Origin of the sequence: Vibrio sp. 14N.309.X.WAT.E.F5 (genome assembly GCF_030397615.1) — a bacterium.
Classification (GTDB): domain Bacteria; phylum Pseudomonadota; class Gammaproteobacteria; order Enterobacterales; family Vibrionaceae; genus Vibrio; species Vibrio lentus.
In genome coordinates, this window is record NZ_JAPNXR010000015.1 from 93,935 (window position 1) to 112,584 (window position 18,650).

The 18,650-nt window shown below is 43.2% G+C and carries 16 protein-coding genes; 4 read left to right on the plus strand and 12 right to left on the minus strand.

Annotated features, from left to right (window positions below):
* Position 1: 1 nt before the first annotated feature.
* The gene (gene lipA / locus OW495_RS16375) at positions 2 to 967 is read left to right on the plus strand and encodes a lipoyl synthase (RefSeq protein ID WP_017110197.1); all 966 of its coding nucleotides are present in this window, start codon (positions 2 to 4) and stop codon (positions 965 to 967) included.
* A gap of 158 nt (positions 968 to 1,125) precedes the next feature.
* On the opposite strand, the gene OW495_RS16380 is transcribed toward lipA, so the two are convergent.
* The 3 genes from OW495_RS16380 to OW495_RS16390 all read right to left on the minus strand — a co-directional run bounded on the left by OW495_RS16380 (position 1,126) and on the right by OW495_RS16390 (position 4,081).
* Positions 1,126 to 2,487, minus strand: a complete 1,362-nt coding sequence (locus tag OW495_RS16380; RefSeq protein WP_102514097.1) for a sodium-dependent transporter — start codon at positions 2,485 to 2,487, stop codon at positions 1,126 to 1,128.
* 274 nt (positions 2,488 to 2,761) lie between these two features.
* Complete coding sequence (locus OW495_RS16385; RefSeq protein ID WP_017104439.1) at positions 2,762 to 3,520, minus strand: YggN family protein; 759 nt, start codon at positions 3,518 to 3,520, stop codon at positions 2,762 to 2,764.
* A gap of 87 nt (positions 3,521 to 3,607) precedes the next feature.
* Entirely contained in the window at positions 3,608 to 4,081 is a 474-nt protein-coding gene (locus OW495_RS16390) for a GreA/GreB family elongation factor (protein WP_102514098.1), read from the minus strand.
* A gap of 145 nt (positions 4,082 to 4,226) precedes the next feature.
* Between OW495_RS16390 and OW495_RS16395 the strand changes: the two genes are divergently transcribed.
* Together OW495_RS16395 and OW495_RS16400 are read left to right on the plus strand one after the other, a co-directional pair.
* Positions 4,227 to 6,161, plus strand: a complete 1,935-nt coding sequence (locus OW495_RS16395; protein ID WP_102514099.1) for a RecQ family ATP-dependent DNA helicase — start codon at positions 4,227 to 4,229, stop codon at positions 6,159 to 6,161.
* Positions 6,162 to 6,412: 251 nt separating this feature from the next.
* Positions 6,413 to 8,302, plus strand: coding sequence for a methyl-accepting chemotaxis protein (locus OW495_RS16400; RefSeq protein ID WP_102514100.1), 1,890 nt, complete (start codon positions 6,413 to 6,415; stop codon positions 8,300 to 8,302).
* A 137-nt stretch (positions 8,303 to 8,439) separates the two neighbouring features.
* Here the strand turns inward: OW495_RS16400 and dinB are convergent, their stop codons facing one another.
* Complete coding sequence (gene dinB / locus OW495_RS16405) at positions 8,440 to 9,519, minus strand: DNA polymerase IV (RefSeq protein ID WP_102514101.1); 1,080 nt, start codon at positions 9,517 to 9,519, stop codon at positions 8,440 to 8,442.
* A gap of 162 nt (positions 9,520 to 9,681) precedes the next feature.
* On the opposite strand from dinB, the gene OW495_RS16410 reads away from it, so the two are divergent.
* Complete coding sequence (locus OW495_RS16410; protein ID WP_102514102.1) at positions 9,682 to 10,911, plus strand: response regulator; 1,230 nt, start codon at positions 9,682 to 9,684, stop codon at positions 10,909 to 10,911.
* Positions 10,912 to 11,111: 200 nt separating this feature from the next.
* Here OW495_RS16410 and nqrM read toward each other — a convergent pair whose 3' ends face one another.
* The 8 genes from nqrM to OW495_RS16450 all read right to left on the minus strand — a co-directional run bounded on the left by nqrM (position 11,112) and on the right by OW495_RS16450 (position 18,400).
* Positions 11,112 to 11,366, minus strand: a complete 255-nt coding sequence (gene nqrM, locus OW495_RS16415; protein ID WP_017104444.1) for a (Na+)-NQR maturation NqrM — start codon at positions 11,364 to 11,366, stop codon at positions 11,112 to 11,114.
* 16 nt (positions 11,367 to 11,382) lie between these two features.
* Complete coding sequence (locus OW495_RS16420) at positions 11,383 to 12,387, minus strand: FAD:protein FMN transferase (protein ID WP_065104965.1); 1,005 nt, start codon at positions 12,385 to 12,387, stop codon at positions 11,383 to 11,385.
* A gap of 173 nt (positions 12,388 to 12,560) precedes the next feature.
* The gene (gene nqrF / locus OW495_RS16425; RefSeq protein WP_009848376.1) at positions 12,561 to 13,787 is read right to left on the minus strand and encodes an NADH:ubiquinone reductase (Na(+)-transporting) subunit F; all 1,227 of its coding nucleotides are present in this window, start codon (positions 13,785 to 13,787) and stop codon (positions 12,561 to 12,563) included.
* Positions 13,788 to 13,816: 29 nt separating this feature from the next.
* Entirely contained in the window at positions 13,817 to 14,413 is a 597-nt protein-coding gene (nqrE, locus tag OW495_RS16430; protein ID WP_004735211.1) for an NADH:ubiquinone reductase (Na(+)-transporting) subunit E, read from the minus strand.
* 7 nt (positions 14,414 to 14,420) lie between these two features.
* Positions 14,421 to 15,053 (minus strand): NADH:ubiquinone reductase (Na(+)-transporting) subunit D, encoded by a 633-nt coding sequence (locus tag OW495_RS16435; protein ID WP_008223083.1) that lies wholly within the window; start codon positions 15,051 to 15,053, stop codon positions 14,421 to 14,423.
* Positions 15,053 to 15,820 (minus strand): Na(+)-translocating NADH-quinone reductase subunit C, encoded by a 768-nt coding sequence (locus OW495_RS16440; RefSeq protein WP_004735209.1) that lies wholly within the window; start codon positions 15,818 to 15,820, stop codon positions 15,053 to 15,055. Before OW495_RS16440 ends, OW495_RS16435 begins: the two co-directional genes overlap by 1 nt.
* Positions 15,810 to 17,054: an NADH:ubiquinone reductase (Na(+)-transporting) subunit B gene (locus OW495_RS16445; RefSeq protein WP_017110204.1), complete on the minus strand. Its 1,245-nt coding sequence runs from the start codon at positions 17,052 to 17,054 to the stop codon at positions 15,810 to 15,812. The genes OW495_RS16440 and OW495_RS16445 overlap by 11 nt, the downstream gene beginning before the upstream one ends.
* Positions 17,055 to 17,059: 5 nt before the next feature.
* Complete coding sequence (locus tag OW495_RS16450; protein ID WP_017110205.1) at positions 17,060 to 18,400, minus strand: Na(+)-translocating NADH-quinone reductase subunit A; 1,341 nt, start codon at positions 18,398 to 18,400, stop codon at positions 17,060 to 17,062.
* Between the last annotated feature and the right edge of the window lie 250 nt (positions 18,401 to 18,650).

The window sequence follows — 18,650 nt, forward strand, 5'->3', positions numbered from 1 at the left end:
CATGAGCAAACCAATCCAAATGGAAAAAGGCGTTAAATATCGTGACGCTGACAAAATGGCATTAATTCCCGTAAAGAATATGCCTGCTGAACAGAAAGAAGTTCTACGTAAGCCTGCATGGATGAAGATTAAACTTCCTTCAGACAGCCATCGTATTCAAGAAATCAAGTCAGCAATGCGTAAAAACAACCTGCACTCAGTTTGTGAAGAAGCGTCTTGCCCTAACCTAGCCGAGTGTTTTAACCACGGCACGGCAACGTTTATGATTCTTGGCGCTATCTGTACTCGTCGCTGCCCGTTCTGTGATGTTGCCCATGGTCGTCCTGTTGCTCCTGAAGCAGAAGAGCCGAAGAAACTGGCTAAGACGATTAAAGACATGAAACTGAAGTACGTTGTAATCACTTCAGTTGACCGTGATGACCTGCGTGATGGTGGTGCTCAGCATTTTGCTGACTGTAACCGTGAAATTCGCGAACAGAACCCAAACATTCGCATTGAAACACTGGTTCCAGACTTCCGTGGTCGCATGGACGTTGCGCTTGATCTTATGAAAGACAACCCGCCAGATGTTTTCAACCACAACCTAGAGACTGCGCCACGCCTATACCGTAAAGCTCGTCCAGGCGCGAACTACAAATGGTCTCTTGATCTGTTAAGAAAATTCAAAGAGCAGCACCCAGACATCCCAACGAAATCAGGTGTGATGATGGGTCTTGGTGAAACGAAAGAAGAGATCGTTCAAGTATTGAAAGATCTTCGCGAACATGGCGTAACGATGCTGACTCTAGGCCAATACCTAGCACCAAGCCGTCACCACTTACCAGTAGAACGCTACGTGCCGCCTTCAGAGTTTGATGAACTGAAAGAGATTGCTCTTGAACTAGGCTTCACTCACGCAGCTTGTGGCCCGTTTGTACGTTCTTCTTACCATGCCGACTTGCAAGCTCAAGGTATGGAAATTAAGTAACCACATTGCTTAATCCAAAATTGAAAAGGCGCTGAACTGTATGTTCAGCGCCTTTTTTCTATCGAGCAAAACAAGCTTGTTCAATACAAAACAACAAAGCCACTCATTAAGAGTGGCCTTGAATTCGAAGTCTAATCATCTAGATGCTAAATGGTCTACTAACCAAATGAAGCCCAGATAACTGTTGCCACCAAGACTGGACACACGAACTTCACATACATTGGCCACACTTTACCAAACCAACCAAGCTTAAAATCAGGACAACCTTGTTCAAGCTCTTTCACTTTTGAAGCTCGGCTCCACACCCAGCCGCCAAACAGACAGAACATCAGTGCTGCGACCGGTTGAAGATATTGAGTCGCTATCATCGCAACCATGCCAAACATCGCAGCAAAGTTGTAAACAATCACCACACTGAACAGTGCAATAGCACCACCAATCACCCAACTCGTTGGTGTTCGTCTTGTATTGAAACGCTCACTCACTAGCGCTACAGGCCCTTCCAGCATTGAAATTGAAGAAGTAAGAGCAGCGATCGTTAGCAACAAGAAGAAGACAATTGCGAAGATCTGACCAAGTACACCTAAGCTATCAAACATCAAAGGCAGAACCGTAAATACCAGTGTGTCAGAGCTCAATAGTGAGCCGTCTTCAGCATAGATTTGTACGCCCTTTTGCATCGCAACAAACATTGCAGGCATAACCACTAAGCCAGCAATAAAAGCGACAGCGGTATCAACCAAGGTTACGTTCATCGCCATTTTTGGTAGGTTCTCTTTCTTGCTTAAGTAAGAACCGTAAACCAACATAGAGCAGCCACCAATGGTTAGCGAGAAGAAGCCTTGTCCCATTGCCGCTAGAATGAGTTTTCTATCCCATACTTTCTCAAAGTCTGGAACCAAGTAATGTTTCAGCCCTTCCATCGCGCCCGCTTGCGTCATGATGTAAACAAACAGTAAGCCAAACAAAATGAACAATGCCGGCATTAAGCGAGTCGACCACTTCTCGATACCTTGCTTAACACCACCCTGAACAATCAAGATAGTCAGCACATAGAATGCGACCGTACCAAATACATTGCGCTCAACACTGAAGCCTTTAAACCAATCAGCAACAGCTTCTAGACCGACAAGATCAGCGACTGCACCAATTAGGAAGCAAATCAACCAACCGCCGACAATACTATAAAAGGCTAACACGGCACTTGGGACACTTAGACCAATCCAACCGACAAATTCACCGACTTTCTTACCTAACGGATTTGTCGTCAAAGAGCGCATACTATCGACAGGGTTCGCTTGACCATGACGGCCAATCGCCATCTCAACCACCAGCATCGGGAAAGCAACCACGAAAATCATGATTAGGTAAACAAGCAGAAAAGCGCCACCGCCGTTACTGGCAACTTGAGTTGGGAAACCCCAAATATTACCTAAGCCAACAGCTGCACCCGCCGCTGCTAAAATAAAACCTAAACGAGAGCTAAAATGCTCTCTTGAAGAGGAAGATTGTTGGTCCATATTGCCCGCATCAAAAATCAGTGAACTAGTTGATAAGTACAGTAATCAAAAGCAATGATAGGCACAACCAATAAATGAACAATTATCTTATTTTTACAATCCATTTAGTATTTAAGACCAAGTTATTAACAATCACCCAGACTAACTGACCACATAAAAACAAGATAACGATTGATCAGCCTGTTTAAAGTTATTCCTTAATTAATCGTTAGCTTATTTAACCCATAAAAAAAGAGCACCAATCGGTGCTCTTCTAACGAATCTGAAACTCAGGCTAGATAGTAAATACTTGGTAGTCTTTTAGGTTCGGAATGATTTTATGCAGCTCTTGCTCTTGCTCTGCCATCTCATCTAGAGAATCACAGAACTCATTCGCTTCCTCTTGTACTTGTTGAGAGTGTTCTTTCATTCGCTCTTCAACTTTAAGCTTTAATTCAGCCATGCTATCAGCCATTTCGGTCAGATTTAGTCCGCCGTCTTGCTTCATTTTTTCTGACATCGCATTAAAGGCACTTGAGATAAACTCTTGGTTAAAGATCTCCTTAGCCTTTTCGAAATCTTCAGACCAACCATTCGCCATAGAATCGAAACTATTAGCCGGTAGGACTAACTCGCCATCTTTATAATAACGAGCCTCTAATTCAGCAAAGTACGTTTTCATTGATTCTTTTACATTATCAAACGACTCTGGAGAATCTAGGCTGGCAGCGATGTCATCAATAACATCATTCGCCAAGGCTAAGCTGTCATTCGCCATTTGTTTTGCGCGTGGTAAATACTCATTCATGCTGTCGCGGTATTTTTCAATTGCCGCTTGTTGGTCGGCATCAAGTGCGACCTTTTCACCATGAATATAAAGATCGTTATTGCCATCCAGAATAGCTGTATCACCATTTACTTGATGGATTTCGACTTTCTGCTCGTCAATTCGTAGTTCATTTTTCAAATCAACTCGACACTGAGCTGCAAAAGTTGGCAGGCTCACAACAGCGGTAGCCACTGTTAATGATGCAATTAATACGCTTTTTTTCATAACACCCTCTCATCAATCTGCCCAACGACTATACCGCTAGTTTATGCTTCTTTGTCAGAAAAACGTTTATATTTATAAGCCTGTCATTCAGTCAATCGATACTACTTCATAGCAAAACTGTTTATCAGCGACCCTAAACTCAATTTCATCACCGACTTCTTTGCCCATAAGAGCCTGACCAAATGGTGCATTCGCCGTCACGATGGCAATCTCATTTTCGTTCCATATAACAGAAAGCCCCCCAACTCTTGGCCCTAGGAAAAAGTGCTTATGTTCATCATGTTCGTCAATGACCACAACATAGCTGCTGACGGTAATTCTTTCACTGTCTCGTAATACGAGGTTTCGGTAACACTGGATGTCATCTTCACACTCTTGAACCCGCATCGCTTGTCCATGGGCAAGGTACGAGGCTTCTAACGCTAAGGTATCGTACTTGTGCTCTGGCACGGTCTCTTCATCGGTGGCAGCATCAATAGCTCGCTGAGTCGCAGATTGTGCGATGCTTAACCGTGATTCGAGTTGCTCTAAAATTATTTGTCGAAGCTCAGACTTATTCATACTTTTGGAGTGCTTTTCTATAGGAGCTACAGAATAGAATTAGGTACAATCAGGTGCAAGACATTTGATTCATCAAGCGACGCGATCATAGATAGGCGAACGCTTTAGCATCAATACGACACTTAACAACTCAGGTAGAACACAAATGATTGAGCAGAAGCTAAAACAAGTATTCGGATTCGATTCGCTGCGTAATGGGCAAAAGCAAGTCATTGATAATGTTCTATCCGGTCACTCTACCGCGGCCATCTTCCCGACGGGCTCAGGTAAATCGCTGTGCTACCAGTTACCTGCGTTAGAACTTCCTCATTTAACCTTGGTGATTTCTCCACTGTTAGCCTTAATGAAAGACCAGTTGAGCTTCTTACACAGTAAAGGGATCAGCGCCGCTGCGATAGAATCTAGCCAAGACAGACAAACCACTCAGCAAGTGATGCAGTCTGTGCGTAACGGAGACACCAAGATCCTGATGATCTCCGTCGAGCGTTTAAAGAATGAACGTTTTCGCCAGTTCATTTCTCAGGTTCCAATATCTCTACTTGTGGTCGATGAGGCGCACTGTATTTCTGAGTGGGGACACAACTTTAGACCAGACTATCTGAAGCTTCCTCAATACCAGAAGCAACTGAATATCCCGCAGGTATTACTACTCACTGCAACCGCAACCACCTCAGTTATCCAAGACATGAAGTCTAAGTTTGATATCAATGAGGAACGCGTTGTTGTTACTGGTTTCTATCGTCAAAATCTCGACCTGTCGATTCAACCTTGTGAACAAGCTAGTAAGCTAGAGACGCTGTGCTCTGTCGCAAATCAAGCGCCTCAAGCTCCAACCATCGTTTATGTCACCCTTCAGCAAACAGCAGAGATGGTGGCTCAACAATTACGCAATGCTGGAATCAACGCAGTCGCTTACCATGCGGGGCTTAAACCAGAAAATAGAGATGCTATTCAACACCAATTCATGAATGATGACGTGCATTGTATTGTTGCGACTATTGCTTTCGGGATGGGCGTCGACAAATCAAATATTCGCCGTGTGATTCACTTCGACTTACCCAAATCGATAGAGAACTACTCGCAAGAAATCGGTAGAGCAGGCCGAGATGGTCAACCTTCAGTATGTATTCTTCTCGCCAACAAGTATGGCCTCAGTACGCTAGAAAACTTCGTATTTGGTGATACACCAGACAACATCTCAATCCAAGCGGTATTAAAAGAGATCTACGAAAACCAAAACATTGGCGCTGCTGGTGCAAACCAATGGGAGATCATGCTCAACCAACTATCGCGTGAATCTAACATTCGTCAACTTCCACTAAAAACACTGTTGGTTTATCTAGAAATTGAAGGCGTGATTGAACCAAAATACAGCTATTTTGCTGACTACAAATTTAAGTTCATTCGTCCTAAGCAACAGATCACCGAGCAATTCCAAAGTGAACGTCGCCATTTTGTAGAAGCGATTTTCCAATGTTCTCCTCAAGCCAGAGTTTGGTGCCAAGTCGATTTTGATGCGCTTTGGACTCACTTCCAAGCCGATCGTCAGCGTGTGATTGCGGCTATCGATTACTTCAATGAACAAGGCTGGATTGAATTGGAAAGTAAGCAGATCACGGATGTTTACGCGATCAACAATACATCTGAAGATATGATGCAATTGTCAGAACGTTTAACTGAGTTGTTTAAAGCAAAAGAGAACAGTGAGATAAACCGTCTTAACCAAATGCTGAGTTTCTTTGAAGCTGATACCTGCTTAAGTTCACGCCTTGCGAGTTACTTCGCCGATGATAAAGCACCCAAAAACTGTGGTCACTGCTCAGTATGCCGAGGTGAAATTGCCACACTACCCAACGTGAAGGCTGAAACTATTGATGAAGAGATCGTCCTCGCTTGGATTCAAGAATTCATCGCCAACAGCCAACAACTGATTACCGATGAAGCCATTACTCGCTTTTTATGCGGAATCGCGACACCGCTTTCTACCAAATTAAAAGCCAGTAAAATGTCGGGCTACGGAAAGTTAGAGCAACAACCGTTCAGTGAAACCTTGGCATTGGTAAAACGATTACCAAGATAAGAAGATTAAAAAGACGCTGATAGTGCTAATAAGTCAGCTAGGTTTGAATAAACCTAGCTAATTTTAGATTAATCGCTCAAACAACCACTGTCTTTGTATCTTCTCGTTCTTTGCCTTAATCATTAATTCCATTAAACACCTCAAAAACAATCAATAATCTTTAAAAACTAGACACTCTTTGGATTTGGTTAACAATCGGCCGACTCAAAAAATTTAATAAATACTCCCTCTAGTATTAAAGGATCCATAGAATGGTCAAGAAGATATCCCTTTCTTTTCTTACAGTTATGCTCGGTTTGTTTTTGCTCGCTTTAGCGTCCACAAACCACTATCTCAATAACTGGAAATGGGAAAACATTCAGGTAAATAACGATGAAGTGGTTAGTGTCGTCTCTCAAACTTTTGAGTCGAATTTAGAAGATGCCAAATCAATGATTCAGCAATTTGCTTTTTTACTACCTTACTATGGGACCAATGCTCCTTTTGATGAATCTCGAATGCTTCGAGTATTGGATAGGGTTCATTCTGCAAACCCTGCATTCATCGATGTCTACTTCGCAGATATCAACGGCACACCATTTAGCGCACTCTCTAAAGGCTGGGTTTCTAACTTTAATGTCCTCGAAAAACAGAGAGAATGGTTCCTCGCTATATTTGCAAAGGGGTACCCTAGCTACGTATCAGCTCCTTACATCAGTAATACAGGTGAACGAGTCATTTCTGTTTCGGCTCCTATTAAAAGAAACGGACAGTTAGTTGGTGTATTCGGCGTCGATATTACGTTATCCGAATTGATGCCCGAATTTGGTGTTGAGTTTGCCATTACGACAAAGGATGGTGAAATCGTAATGGCCGATGCGGCTACCAGAGAAACGGGCTGGGTAAACAAAAACATCTATGAATTAAGACCGAACTTCAAAACATTAACTGAAGATCCATATCTATACACTGCGGATGATTCTAAAGAACCTTACACAGTATCAAAGCAACCTCTTACCAAAAGTTACGACCTTTTTGCATGGACAAATCAAAGCCATGAAGACTCTATGAACAAGAGCCTAATGACAGGAATCATAGGGTTATTTATTTGTATCGGTATTTTGTTAATGATCACCGTTTATGCGGCTATCAGAAGACAACTTCGTAATCTGCCAATAATGGTATCTACACTTGAACAAATGTCTATTGGTCAGTTTACCCCACTAAAAGCTAACAACAGCAACAACGAGCTAGACCAAGTACAGGCATCGTTACAAAGTTTACAAGAAAGCATCTCTCATATTGTTAATCAGTCTAGCGTAAAGATGTCCGACTTGGCTGTACAACAAACTAGAATTGAGCAGTTAATCGATGACACCAACAACAACGCTAGTTCTGGTTTCAATAATGTAGAGCAAGTCGCAACCGCTGCAACAGAACTTTCTGCTGCAGCTTCTAGCGTGTCTGATAATGCCGCACATGCAGATCGGATGGCAAAAGCAACAATGCAAGTTATAGAAAACAGCGCGCAAGTCATCAACGAAGCCGACAATATAAATAATGATGTAAGTTCGGCTATGGCTGAATCAGCCATAATCGTCAATGAGTTAAGAGAACACTCTGAGCACATAAATTCCGTAGTGGAAGTTATAAATTCAATATCGGAACAAACTAACTTACTCGCCCTCAATGCAGCTATTGAAGCAGCTCGAGCAGGAGAGCATGGAAGAGGCTTTTCTGTGGTTGCTGATGAAGTCAGATCTTTAGCAAAAAGAACCCAAGTTTCTACTGTTGATATCAAAAATATTATTACTCAGCTGCAATCCCAATCAAGAAAGGCTGATGAATACATGTCGTCCAATACAGTTCTAGTTCAGCGCTCACAAGAGATGATGCTTGAACTATCACAAGCATTTACTGATATTAGGCAGCAAGTTATGGAGATTTCGGAAATGAACACAATGGTATCCTCAGCATCAGAGGAACAAAGAATTGTAACTCAAGATATCACCGAACGTATTGAAGGAATCAATACCACCGTAAAAAATAGCGTGACTAGTGCACAGCACACCCAAGAAGCCAATATCGTCATATCACAAAAAACTTCTGATTTAAAAGAAGTCTTGGCTTTTTTCAACATAGGCCAAACTATCAAACGATAGATATCTAGGCGATTTAACTTATCATCCGAACCTCTCCATATCTATAACCGATAAGGCTTTCTGATGGCGCTCTAGTAAAGAGCGCTGTCAATTTCAACCCTAATGTCAATTGATTGAAGATCGCTGATTAAGTGGTCTTATAGCGCTAAATTAAGCTGCTTCACTTGTTCTTTGGGTTGTAACATCACACTCAAACCGAGCAGGCGTATCTCTCGCCCTTGTTGTCTTTTTAAGATCTCACTCAATAGTTCTTTGAAGTGTTCTCGATCCAATGAAGCATGTATGTGTTCTATGGTCGTTTGCTGGAAATCGGCAAACTTGAGCTTAATGCCCTGCTTGATGATCGCTTTACTTGGGCTGGCTTTTTCTAGGCGAGTTTCAAGCTCAGGAAAGAGCTTATCTTCAATCACCTGCCAGCACTCAGCATAAGTCGAAATATTTTGAGTAAACGTTCGCTCAACGCCTACGGATTTACGCTCGCGTTCTATGATGACTTCTCTTTCATCGATACCATGGCTTCGCTTCCACAACGATGCACCTTGTCGACCAAACTTCAGAAGCAAGTCTCGATAGTCTGCCCCTTTGATGTCCTTGCATGTAAAGAATCCCGCTAGATGAAGTTTTTCGATACTGACCTTGCCAACGCCTGGGATTTTCTCCAGTGGTAAATCATCAATAACAGCTTGTACATCTTGTGGAGGGATAACAAATTGCCCATTGGGCTTATTCATATCCGAAGCCACTTTAGCCAAGAACTTTATCGGAGCGACACCGGCTGAAGCCGTGAGATTTAACTCGTTCCAAATATCGCGGCGAATTGACTCAGCAATCAATGTCGCAGAACCGTGACACAACTTTGATTCAGTCACGTCAAGAAACGCTTCATCCAGAGAAAGGGGTTCAATCAATGCTGTGTATCGAGAAAATATTTCGCGGATCTTTTTAGAGATCTCAACGTAAACCTGCATTCTTCCCGGAACTACTAATAAATTAGGACAAAGCTGTAGTGCTTTCCCCGTTGGCATCGCTGAACGGATACCAAACTTGCGAGCTTCATAATTACAGGTACTCAAGACACCTCTTTGTTTTTCATGCCCACCAACCGCAAGCGGTCGATTTCGGTAAGCCGGGTTGTCGCGCATTTCTACAGCTGCGTAAAAACAGTCCATATCAACATGGATTATTTTTCTGATTTTATCTTGGCCTGCACTGCACATTTAGAAATAACTCAACCTTACAACTGTATCTATGAACAGTATAATCAATTATTCCACGATTTAAAATGATCTCGTGTCCAGCTCAAGAGGTTTCACTTCAACAGCAGTCCACTCTTCTGATAGTATTGTAAGGAGTATTTAGTCGATAAGTAGGGATAGCTTTTGAGTGAAAAAATACTAGTGGTGGAGGACAGTCGAGCATTCCGAAACTATCTATACCAGCAATTAAAAAACAGTGGCTATGAAGTCGCACTCGCAGAATCAATTGAGGAAGCGAAAGCGATCTTAGAGCAAGAGACGGATTTCTTGTGTGCTGTATTAGATTACTGCCTACCCGATGGTCAAGATGGTGAAATCATTGATTTGGTACTCGGCTACCAACAAAAAATCATTGTACTAACCGGTATGTTCAACAACACACTTCGAGAACAGGTTCTCGCCAAAGGTGTGCTTGATTACATCCTTAAAGACAGTATGTCATCGGTCAGTTACTTACTTCCTCTGGTTAATCGAATCTCGAATAATCGACACCATAAAGCGTTGGTGGTTGATGATTCAGCTGTAGTTCGTCGATATGTCGTCCAACTCCTCGAACATCAATATATTCAAACGATTCAAGCGAAAGATGGCGAACAAGCACTAGAGCTTCTCAGCAAGGATCCTGATATCACGTTTGTCGTTACCGATCATGACATGCCGAAAAAAGATGGTATTTCGATGACCCGTGACATTCGAGTAAACCACGACCGCAACCAACTCGCTATTCTTGGTCTATCAGGTAGCGACGATCGCACCATGACCGCGCGCTTCCTTAAAGCGGGCGCTAACGACTTCCTCTATAAGCCATTTAACCAAGAAGAATTTTTCTGCCGTATTCACCAGCTTCTCGATATGAAGGAAGCGACCAATGAACTGTTTCGTCATGCCAATGAAGATGCACTTACGGGGCTATGGAACCGTCGCTATTTGTTCAATCAACCATGCAAAGGCTGTGAAGAAAGAAATATAGCGATGATGGATATCGATTTCTTTAAGAAAGTGAATGATACCTTCGGCCATGATGGTGGTGATGCGGTACTGGTTGCCGTGGGCGGTATCATCAAGGACCACTTCAGCGATGATGTAGCCGTTCGTTTTGGTGGTGAAGAGTTTTGTATTCAGTCGTGTGGGTCGTTTGAAAGCTTCGTTGATAATCTAGAATCGATGAGAGTGGCAATAGAAGATCATGAAGTCATACATGAATCCCAAAGTATTAAAGTCAGCATCAGTATTGGTGTCACTGATTTAGACGGCAAGTTAGATGAACAAATCAAAGCTGCCGACGAACTGCTTTATACGGCCAAAGAGCAAGGTAGAAACCGGCTTGTATGCACTCGCAATAAGAGTTCATAGGTAGTTAACTATATAGATAAACAGATATAACAGCCAAACCCTTTATAGGCAGGCTTATAGGCGTTTCACTTTTAGCGTTTTAAGTCTATAGAAACAAAAAGAGCTCAAGACAATGCCTTGAGCTCTTTGCGTTTAGAGAGCTAGATAACTCATTAGTTAAAGACTAATTAAGGAAAACTAGCATCAATCGTTATCACCAATTAAGCGATACGATCTTTACTCCAAGCCGCTTCTTTTTCTTGACGCTCAGCCAGTTTCTCAACACGGTAAGCTTCACGTGCTTCGCGCTTTTTACGCGCATCACAAGGTTCTGGGCAATTACAGACTTTGTCGATACCAACAGCACCTAAACCACCACAGCTACCTTTCACAACTTTCTTTTGGACAATATAGCCAATCGACATTGCTGTGATCACGGCAAGAAAAACACCAAATGTAATCAGAAATGTATTCATAATTCTCTCGCTTACCTTATTTACCTAAGTATGGCTTAAATGCTTCTGAAGCAATTTCTTTAAAGCCATCTGCTGTTTTAACCACCATAAACGCTGGGATGTTATGCTGGTTAGCGATTTCCATTCCTCTTACTTCACCTAAGACCATAAGGCCTGTAGATAAACCGTCTGCAGTCATTGAAGACGGGTTTAAAACAGTCACAGAAACCACTTTGTGATGAAGAGGTTTACCTGTTTCTGGGTTGATGATGTGTGAGTAACGAACACCATCACGCTCGAAATAGTTGCGATAGTCACCAGAGGTTGCAATCGCCATATCACCTGGTTCGATGATCTCTTGAATAGTACGCTCTTCTACACTTGGTTTCTCAATCGCTATGCGCCAACCCACATTGTCACGGTTTAGACCTTTCAAGCGAATTTCACCACCAATTTCAACCATGTAGTTGTGAATGCCAATTGAATCAAGGTAGTCAGCTACAACGTCAACGCCCCAACCTTTTGCAATCGTCGAAAGGTCGACATACAGGTTTGGTAGATCCTTACTGAGTTTATTGCCTTCAATGCTTAGATGGTGAATACCCACCTTCGCTTTACGAGCAGCAAGCTCTTCGTCTGTTGGAACAACTTCTGGACGTGCTTCAGGGCCAAAACCCCACAAGTTCACTAAAGGGCCAACGGTAACATCCAACGCACCTTCAGTAAGACCGTTCAAACGAATCGCTTCTTTCACTACAATCGCAGTTTGCTCAGAAACTTCAAATGCGTCTGCACCTTTGTGTTGATTAAAACGGCTTAGCTCTGAGTCTTCACGGTAAGTCGACATCTGATCGTTTACTTCTTCAAGCAAGCGATCAATCTCGGTGTGAATCTCTTTTGACTCAGGGAACTCATCACCATTGATGTATTTAATATTGTAGCTAGTACCCATCGTAGGGCCACTTAAATGCACTTGCTCAATCGGCTTTTCACAGCCAGCAAGAAAAATCAAAGAAGTTAATGCAACAAGCCAAATTCTCACTTGCTTACTCCTGTTTAATGTTGAGGATTTATATAAGGAAAAATAAGAGTAAACATAGGTCTTAAAAATACCTTACTCTTTCTTATATAAGCCAGTATGTTGTCAAAACGAGCTTTAGAAAAACAAATGGCTGACTCGTAGGAGTCAGCCATAATATCAATCACTTAAATGGATTAACCACCGAAGTCATCTAGTAGGATGTTTTCATCTTCTACACCAAGATCTTTCAGCATGCCGATAACAGCCGCATTCATCATTGGTGGACCACACATGTAGTACTCACAGTCTTCAGGAGCTTCGTGATCCTTCAGGTAGTTTTCGTACAATACGTTGTGGATGAAACCAGTGTAACCGTCCCAGTTATCCTCAGGTTGAGGATCAGACAGAGCACAATGCCACACGAAGTTTTCGTTTGCAGCCGCTAGGCCGTCGAAATCTTCAATGTAGAACATCTCACGCTTAGAACGTGCACCGTACCAGTAAGACATCTTACGAGTAGAGTTAAGACGCTTAAGTTGGTCGAAGATATGTGAACGCATTGGCGCCATACCTGCACCACCACCGATGAATACCATTTCATTGTCAGTGTCTTTAGCAAAGAACTCACCAAATGGACCAGAAATAGTACATTTGTCGCCTTCTTTAAGAGACCAGATGTATGAAGACATCACACCAGGAGCTACGTCAGGGTTGTTTGGCGGCGGAGTTGCGATACGCACGTTAAGCTTGATGATGCCTTTCTCTTCTGGGTATGAAGCCATAGAGTAAGCACGGATCGAATGCTCTTTAACGATAGACTCGTAACGGAACAAGTTGAACTTATCCCAGTCACCACGGTATTCCTCAGGAATATCGTAATCTGCGTATTTCACGTGATGTGGTTCAGCTTCAATCTGAATGTAACCACCCGCGCGGAACGGAACTTCTTCACCTTCAGGGATAGCTAGAGCAAGTTCTTTGATGAAAGTAGCTTCGTTATCGTTAGAGATAACAGTACATTCCCACTTTTTAACACCAAAGATATCTTCGTCTAGTTCAATCTCCATGTCAGTTTTCATAGCAACTTGACATGCAAGACGTTCGCCTTCGCGAGCTTCACCTTTTGTGATGTGATCAAGTTCAGTCGGAAGGATGTCGCCACCACCAGACTTAACTTTTACACGACACTGACCACAAGAGCCACCGCCGCCACAAGCAGAAGATACGAAGATACCAGCGCCAGCTAGGGCACCAAGTAGCTTGCTACCAGGTTGAGTAACGATCGCCTTTTCAGGGTCGCCGTTTACAGCAATAGTGATGTCACCTGATGGTACTAGCTTAGATTTAGCGAAAAGAATCACTAATACTAGAGCCAATACAATAATGGTAAACATCGCTACGCCAAGAATAATGCTTTGCATTTGTTATTCCTTATTACTGGGTGCTTACCCTACAGTTGAACACCAGAGAAAGACATAAAGCCTAACGCCATCAGACCAACAGTAATGAACGTGATACCAAGGCCACGAAGACCTGGAGGTACGTCAGAGTACTTCATCTTCTCACGGATACCCGCAAGAGCAACGATAGCTAACATCCAACCCACACCAGAACCGAAGCCGTAAACAACAGATTCAGCAAAGTTGTAGTCACGCGTTACCATGAAAGATACACCACCAAAGATTGCACAGTTAACTGTGATCAGAGGAAGGAAGATACCTAGTGCGTTGTACAAAGGTGGGAAGAAACGGTCTAGAACCATCTCTAGGATTTGTACAAGTGCAGCGATAACACCGATGAATGCGATGAAGTTAAGGAAACTTAAATCGACACCGGCAACAAGTGCATTTTCTTTTAGGATGTGTGTGTAAACAAGGTTGTTTACAGGAACAGCGATTGTAAGTACTACAACTACCGCAACACCAAGACCAAAAGAAGTTTTAACTTTCTTAGAAACCGCTAGGAATGTACACATACCTAGGAAGAAAGAAAGCGCCATGTTTTCGATGAAAATCGATTTAACTAGCAGACTAATATAATGTTCCATGACTACCTTACCCCTTCGCTTCTACTTGTTCTGGTTTGAACACACGAATTGCCCAAATCAAGAAACCAATTAGGAAGAATGCAGAAGGTGCTAGAAGCATCAAGCCGTTTGGCTGATACCAACCACCGTTGCTCACTAGAGGTAGTACTTCCATACCAAATAGTTTGCCAGAGCCTAGAAGCTCACGGAAGAAACCAACAGTGATAAGAACGAAACCGTAACCAAGACCGTTACCAAGACCATCGATTAGAGATGGGATTGGCGCAGACTTCATTGCGAATGCTTCAGCACGACCCATTACAATACAGTTAGTAATGATTAGGCCTACGAATACAGATAGCTGCTTAGAGATATCGTATAGGTATGCTTTAAGCACTTGGTCTACCACGATTACTAATGATGCGATAATTGCCATCTGAACGATGATACGCACACTGTTAGGAATGTGGTTACGGATCAAAGAAACGAAGAAGTTAGACAGAGCAGTAACGAACATTACCGCGATAGTCATAACAAATGCTGTTTCTAGCTTAGTGGTTACCGCAAGAGCAGAACACACACCAAGAACCTGTAGCGCGATTGGGTTGTTATCCAACACAGGCGCTAAGATGCTCTTTTTAATTTCTTTTGCACTAGACATTAGTTCAGACCTCCGTCACGAACTTTTGCTAGGAACGGACCAAAGCCCATATCACCTAACCAGAAGTCAAATGTATGTTGAACACCAACGCTAGTCAGTGTTGCACCAGAAAGGCCATCTACACCGTGCTCAGAACCTTGAGGAGCGCCACCTTTAACAACCTGAATAGCAGGTTTGTGGTTTTCGTCGAATAATTTCTTACCAACGAATTGAGCGCGCCAAGTTGGGTTCTCAACTTCACCACCAAGTCCAGGAGTTTCACCTTGCTCGTAGTAAGTGATACCAGAAACTGTGTTGCCATCAGTTTCTACCGCAACGAATGCGTACATCATTGACCATAGGCCGTTACCGTGAACAGGGATGATAACTTTAGAAGTTTCAGCACCATCTTTCACTAGGTATACCGTACCCGTGTTAGCACGACGAATGATCTTAGCGATGTCATCTTCAGCTGAAAGCTTGATTGACTGAGCTGGATCTTTTGCCGCTTTACGTTGGTCGTATGCAGCAGCATCGCCGTCAACGAAATCGCCAGTAGCGAAATCAACTAGACGAGGTTCAATGTTCTCTGCGTACAGTGCTGGAATATTACCCGCAAGTTCAATGCCCGCAACTTCAAGGATCTTAGTTTGCTGATCCAGAACTGCGTTAGCTTGTTGCTTAGGTTTAAGAACAACTGCAGCTGTTGAAACGATGATTGAGCACACTAGGCTCAATGCGATAACAACAAACAGCGTCTTTTTAATGCTATCGTTATTACTTGCCATAGCGCGCTAGTCTCCGCTTAATGTTCTTCTCGATTACAACGTGGTCAAACAGAGGAGCAAATAGGTTTGCGAATAGAATCGCAAGCATCATGCCTTCTGGGTATGCAGGGTTAACTACACGAATCATTACACACATTGCGCCGATTAGGATGCCGTACCACCACTTACCTTTATTGGTAAATGAAGCTGATACTGGGTCTGTCGCCATGAAGAACATACCGAATGCGAAGCCACCTAGAACTAGGTGCCAGTGCCAAGGCATGCTGAACATTGCGTTAGTATCAGAACCGATCACGTTGAACAGCGTAGACACAGCAATCATACCGATCATTACACCCGCAATGATGCGCCATGAAGCAATGCCCATGTAAACAATCATTGCTGCACCAATCATAAGTGCAAGCGTTGAAACTTCACCGATAGAACCTGGAATGTTACCAATGAATGCGTCCATCCAAGTGATTGCTTCACCCGATGTTACGTTCATTAGTGCACTACCGCCGCCTTGAGCCCATTGGCTAAGAGCAGTTGCACCAGAGAAGCCATCTGCAGCGGTCCAAACTACGTCACCTGAAATCTGTGCAGGGTATGCAAAGAATAGGAACGCACGACCAGCAAGAGCAGGGTTCAAGAAGTTACGACCCGTACCACCGAAGATCTCTTTAGCTACAACAACACCAAAGGTAATACCTAATGCTGCTTGCCATAGAGGAAGCGTTGGCGGAACGATAAGCGCAAATAAGATAGAAGTAACAAAGAAACCTTCGTTTACTTCGTGCTTACGCACCATACAGAAAAGTACTTCCCAGAAACCACCAACGATAAATACCGTTGCGTAGATAGGTAAGAAGTAAGTCGCACCCAAGAGCATCTTACTACCCCAACCTGCATCGGCCCCTAAGGAGGCTCCAAGCATTTCGGTTAGCCAGTAGTGCCAGTTACCATCAATGATAGAAACTAGTTCTGCACCTGAATACATGTGGTTTAGTGCTGCGATAGCCTGACCACCTGCGTTGTACATACCCCAGAACATTGCTGGGAATACCGCAAGCCAAACCATGATCATGATACGTTTTAAATCAACGCTATCACGGACATGCGAGCTTTTCTTTGTAACAGTACCTGGTGTGTAGAAAAGTGTTGCTGCTGCTTCGTAAAGCGCAAACCACGTTTCGTGTTTACCACCTGGTTCAAAATGATGCTCGATGTCTTCAATAAACTTTTTAAGGCCCATGAAAATTACCCTTCCTTCACAATTGTATCTAGGCATTCACGAAGTAACTGACCGTACTCGTACTTACCAGGACATACAAAGGTACACAGTGCTAAATCTTCTTCATCTAGCTCTAGCGCACCAAGTGCTTGTGCACTATCAACGTCGCCAGCGCATAGATCGCGAAGCAGCAAAGTAGGCTCCATATCTAATGGCATTACTTTCTCGTAGTTACCAATTGGAACCATAGAGCGATCACTACCGTTTGTCGTCGTTGTCATGTTGAACAACTGACCTTTAAACACGTGACCAAGGAATGAACGAGTAACAGAGAACTTGTTCTTACCAGGCATAGCCCAGCCGAATAGCTCTTTATCACGACCTTCACGAAGAACCGAAACTTGTTGATGGTAACGGCCAAGGTAAGCATGTGGACCTGAAGCGTGAACACCAGATAGCACTGAACCTGAGATCAGGCGAACTTCACCTGGCATCAACTCGCTGTCCGTCAACTCTTCAAGGCTAGCACCAATTTGAGTACGAACTAGACGAGGGTTGTTCACTACTGGACCAGCCAGAGAAACAACACGCTCAGAGTAAATCTCACCAGTAAGGAAAAGCTTACCGAATGCGATCACGTCTTGGTAGTTAATGCTCCACGCTACATTTTGTGCATTTACCGGGTATAGGTAATGCATATGCGTGCCTGCAAGACCTGCAGGGTGTGGGCCATCAAAAACATGTTCTTCAACGTTAGACTGAGCTGAACGAGGTAAGCTAGTACCTTTTTTACAAACGTACACTTTACCGTTAGTCAGAATTGAAAGAAGATCTAAACCAGCAACGAAAGCATCAGACTGCTCGTTAATGATTAATTCTGGCTCAGCTGCTAGCGGATTAGTATCCATAGCAGTTACGAAAATAGCCTGAGTTTCAGAATCAATGGCTGGAACCTTGCTGAACGGACGAGTTCGCAAAGCGGTCCATGCGCCAGACTCAACTAATTGAGCTTTAACCGTTTCACGGTCAAGGCCTACTAGTTGGTTAGCTTCATAGCTATTGAACGTGATTTGCTCATTGCCTGCTACTTCAATCACTACTGATTGAAGAACACGCTTAGCACCACGGTTCACTTCAATAACTTTACCGCTTGCTGGAGAAGTAAATACAACACCTGGGTTCTTTTTATCTGCAAAAAGAACTTGGCCTTTCTTCACTTCATCACCAACGCGAGCATGCATCGTAGGACGCATACCAACGTACTCTTCGCCAAGCAAGGCGACTTTAGTGATGGACTTACCATCATTAATCACCTGGGATGGAGTTCCTGCGATAGGAAGATCCAAACCCTTCTTTATTGTAATCATACGCACTTGCACTACTTTATCGGGAAAAAGATTCTTTTAATTGCGTAAATTCAGGACGTTTTATTCCGCCCTTAGACACGACATTACAGTGTCCGGTTTCGGTAGATTTGAGATACCAAAATCGCAACATTATCTTAATAAATTCATCACACTAATTATGTGAGATTTATCAGGTGCCGTATTCTAGCATTTTTTGACAACTTGATGCCATGACCAATAACTTGAATACGGCCTTTATTTGGTGAGATTT

Bases quoted from the DNA above. Each gene is read 5' to 3' on its own strand.
- lipA (WP_017110197.1), top strand. From the start codon at position 2: ATGAGCAAACCAATCCAAATGGAAAAAGGCGTTAAATATCGTGACGCT.
- OW495_RS16380 (WP_102514097.1), bottom strand. From the start codon at position 2,487: ATGGACCAACAATCTTCCTCTTCAAGAGAGCATTTTAGCTCTCGTTTA.
- OW495_RS16385 (WP_017104439.1), bottom strand. From the start codon at position 3,520: ATGAAAAAAAGCGTATTAATTGCATCATTAACAGTGGCTACCGCTGTT.
- OW495_RS16390 (WP_102514098.1), bottom strand. From the start codon at position 4,081: ATGAATAAGTCTGAGCTTCGACAAATAATTTTAGAGCAACTCGAATCA.
- OW495_RS16395 (WP_102514099.1), top strand. From the start codon at position 4,227: ATGATTGAGCAGAAGCTAAAACAAGTATTCGGATTCGATTCGCTGCGT.
- OW495_RS16400 (WP_102514100.1), top strand. From the start codon at position 6,413: ATGGTCAAGAAGATATCCCTTTCTTTTCTTACAGTTATGCTCGGTTTG.
- dinB (WP_102514101.1), bottom strand. From the start codon at position 9,519: ATGTGCAGTGCAGGCCAAGATAAAATCAGAAAAATAATCCATGTTGAT.
- nqrM (WP_017104444.1), bottom strand. From the start codon at position 11,366: ATGAATACATTTCTGATTACATTTGGTGTTTTTCTTGCCGTGATCACA.
- nqrF (WP_009848376.1), bottom strand. From the start codon at position 13,787: ATGCAAAGCATTATTCTTGGCGTAGCGATGTTTACCATTATTGTATTG.
- nqrE (WP_004735211.1), bottom strand. From the start codon at position 14,413: ATGGAACATTATATTAGTCTGCTAGTTAAATCGATTTTCATCGAAAAC.
- OW495_RS16435 (WP_008223083.1), bottom strand. From the start codon at position 15,053: ATGTCTAGTGCAAAAGAAATTAAAAAGAGCATCTTAGCGCCTGTGTTG.
- OW495_RS16440 (WP_004735209.1), bottom strand. From the start codon at position 15,820: ATGGCAAGTAATAACGATAGCATTAAAAAGACGCTGTTTGTTGTTATC.
- OW495_RS16445 (WP_017110204.1), bottom strand. From the start codon at position 17,054: ATGGGCCTTAAAAAGTTTATTGAAGACATCGAGCATCATTTTGAACCA.
- OW495_RS16450 (WP_017110205.1), bottom strand. From the start codon at position 18,400: ATGATTACAATAAAGAAGGGTTTGGATCTTCCTATCGCAGGAACTCCA.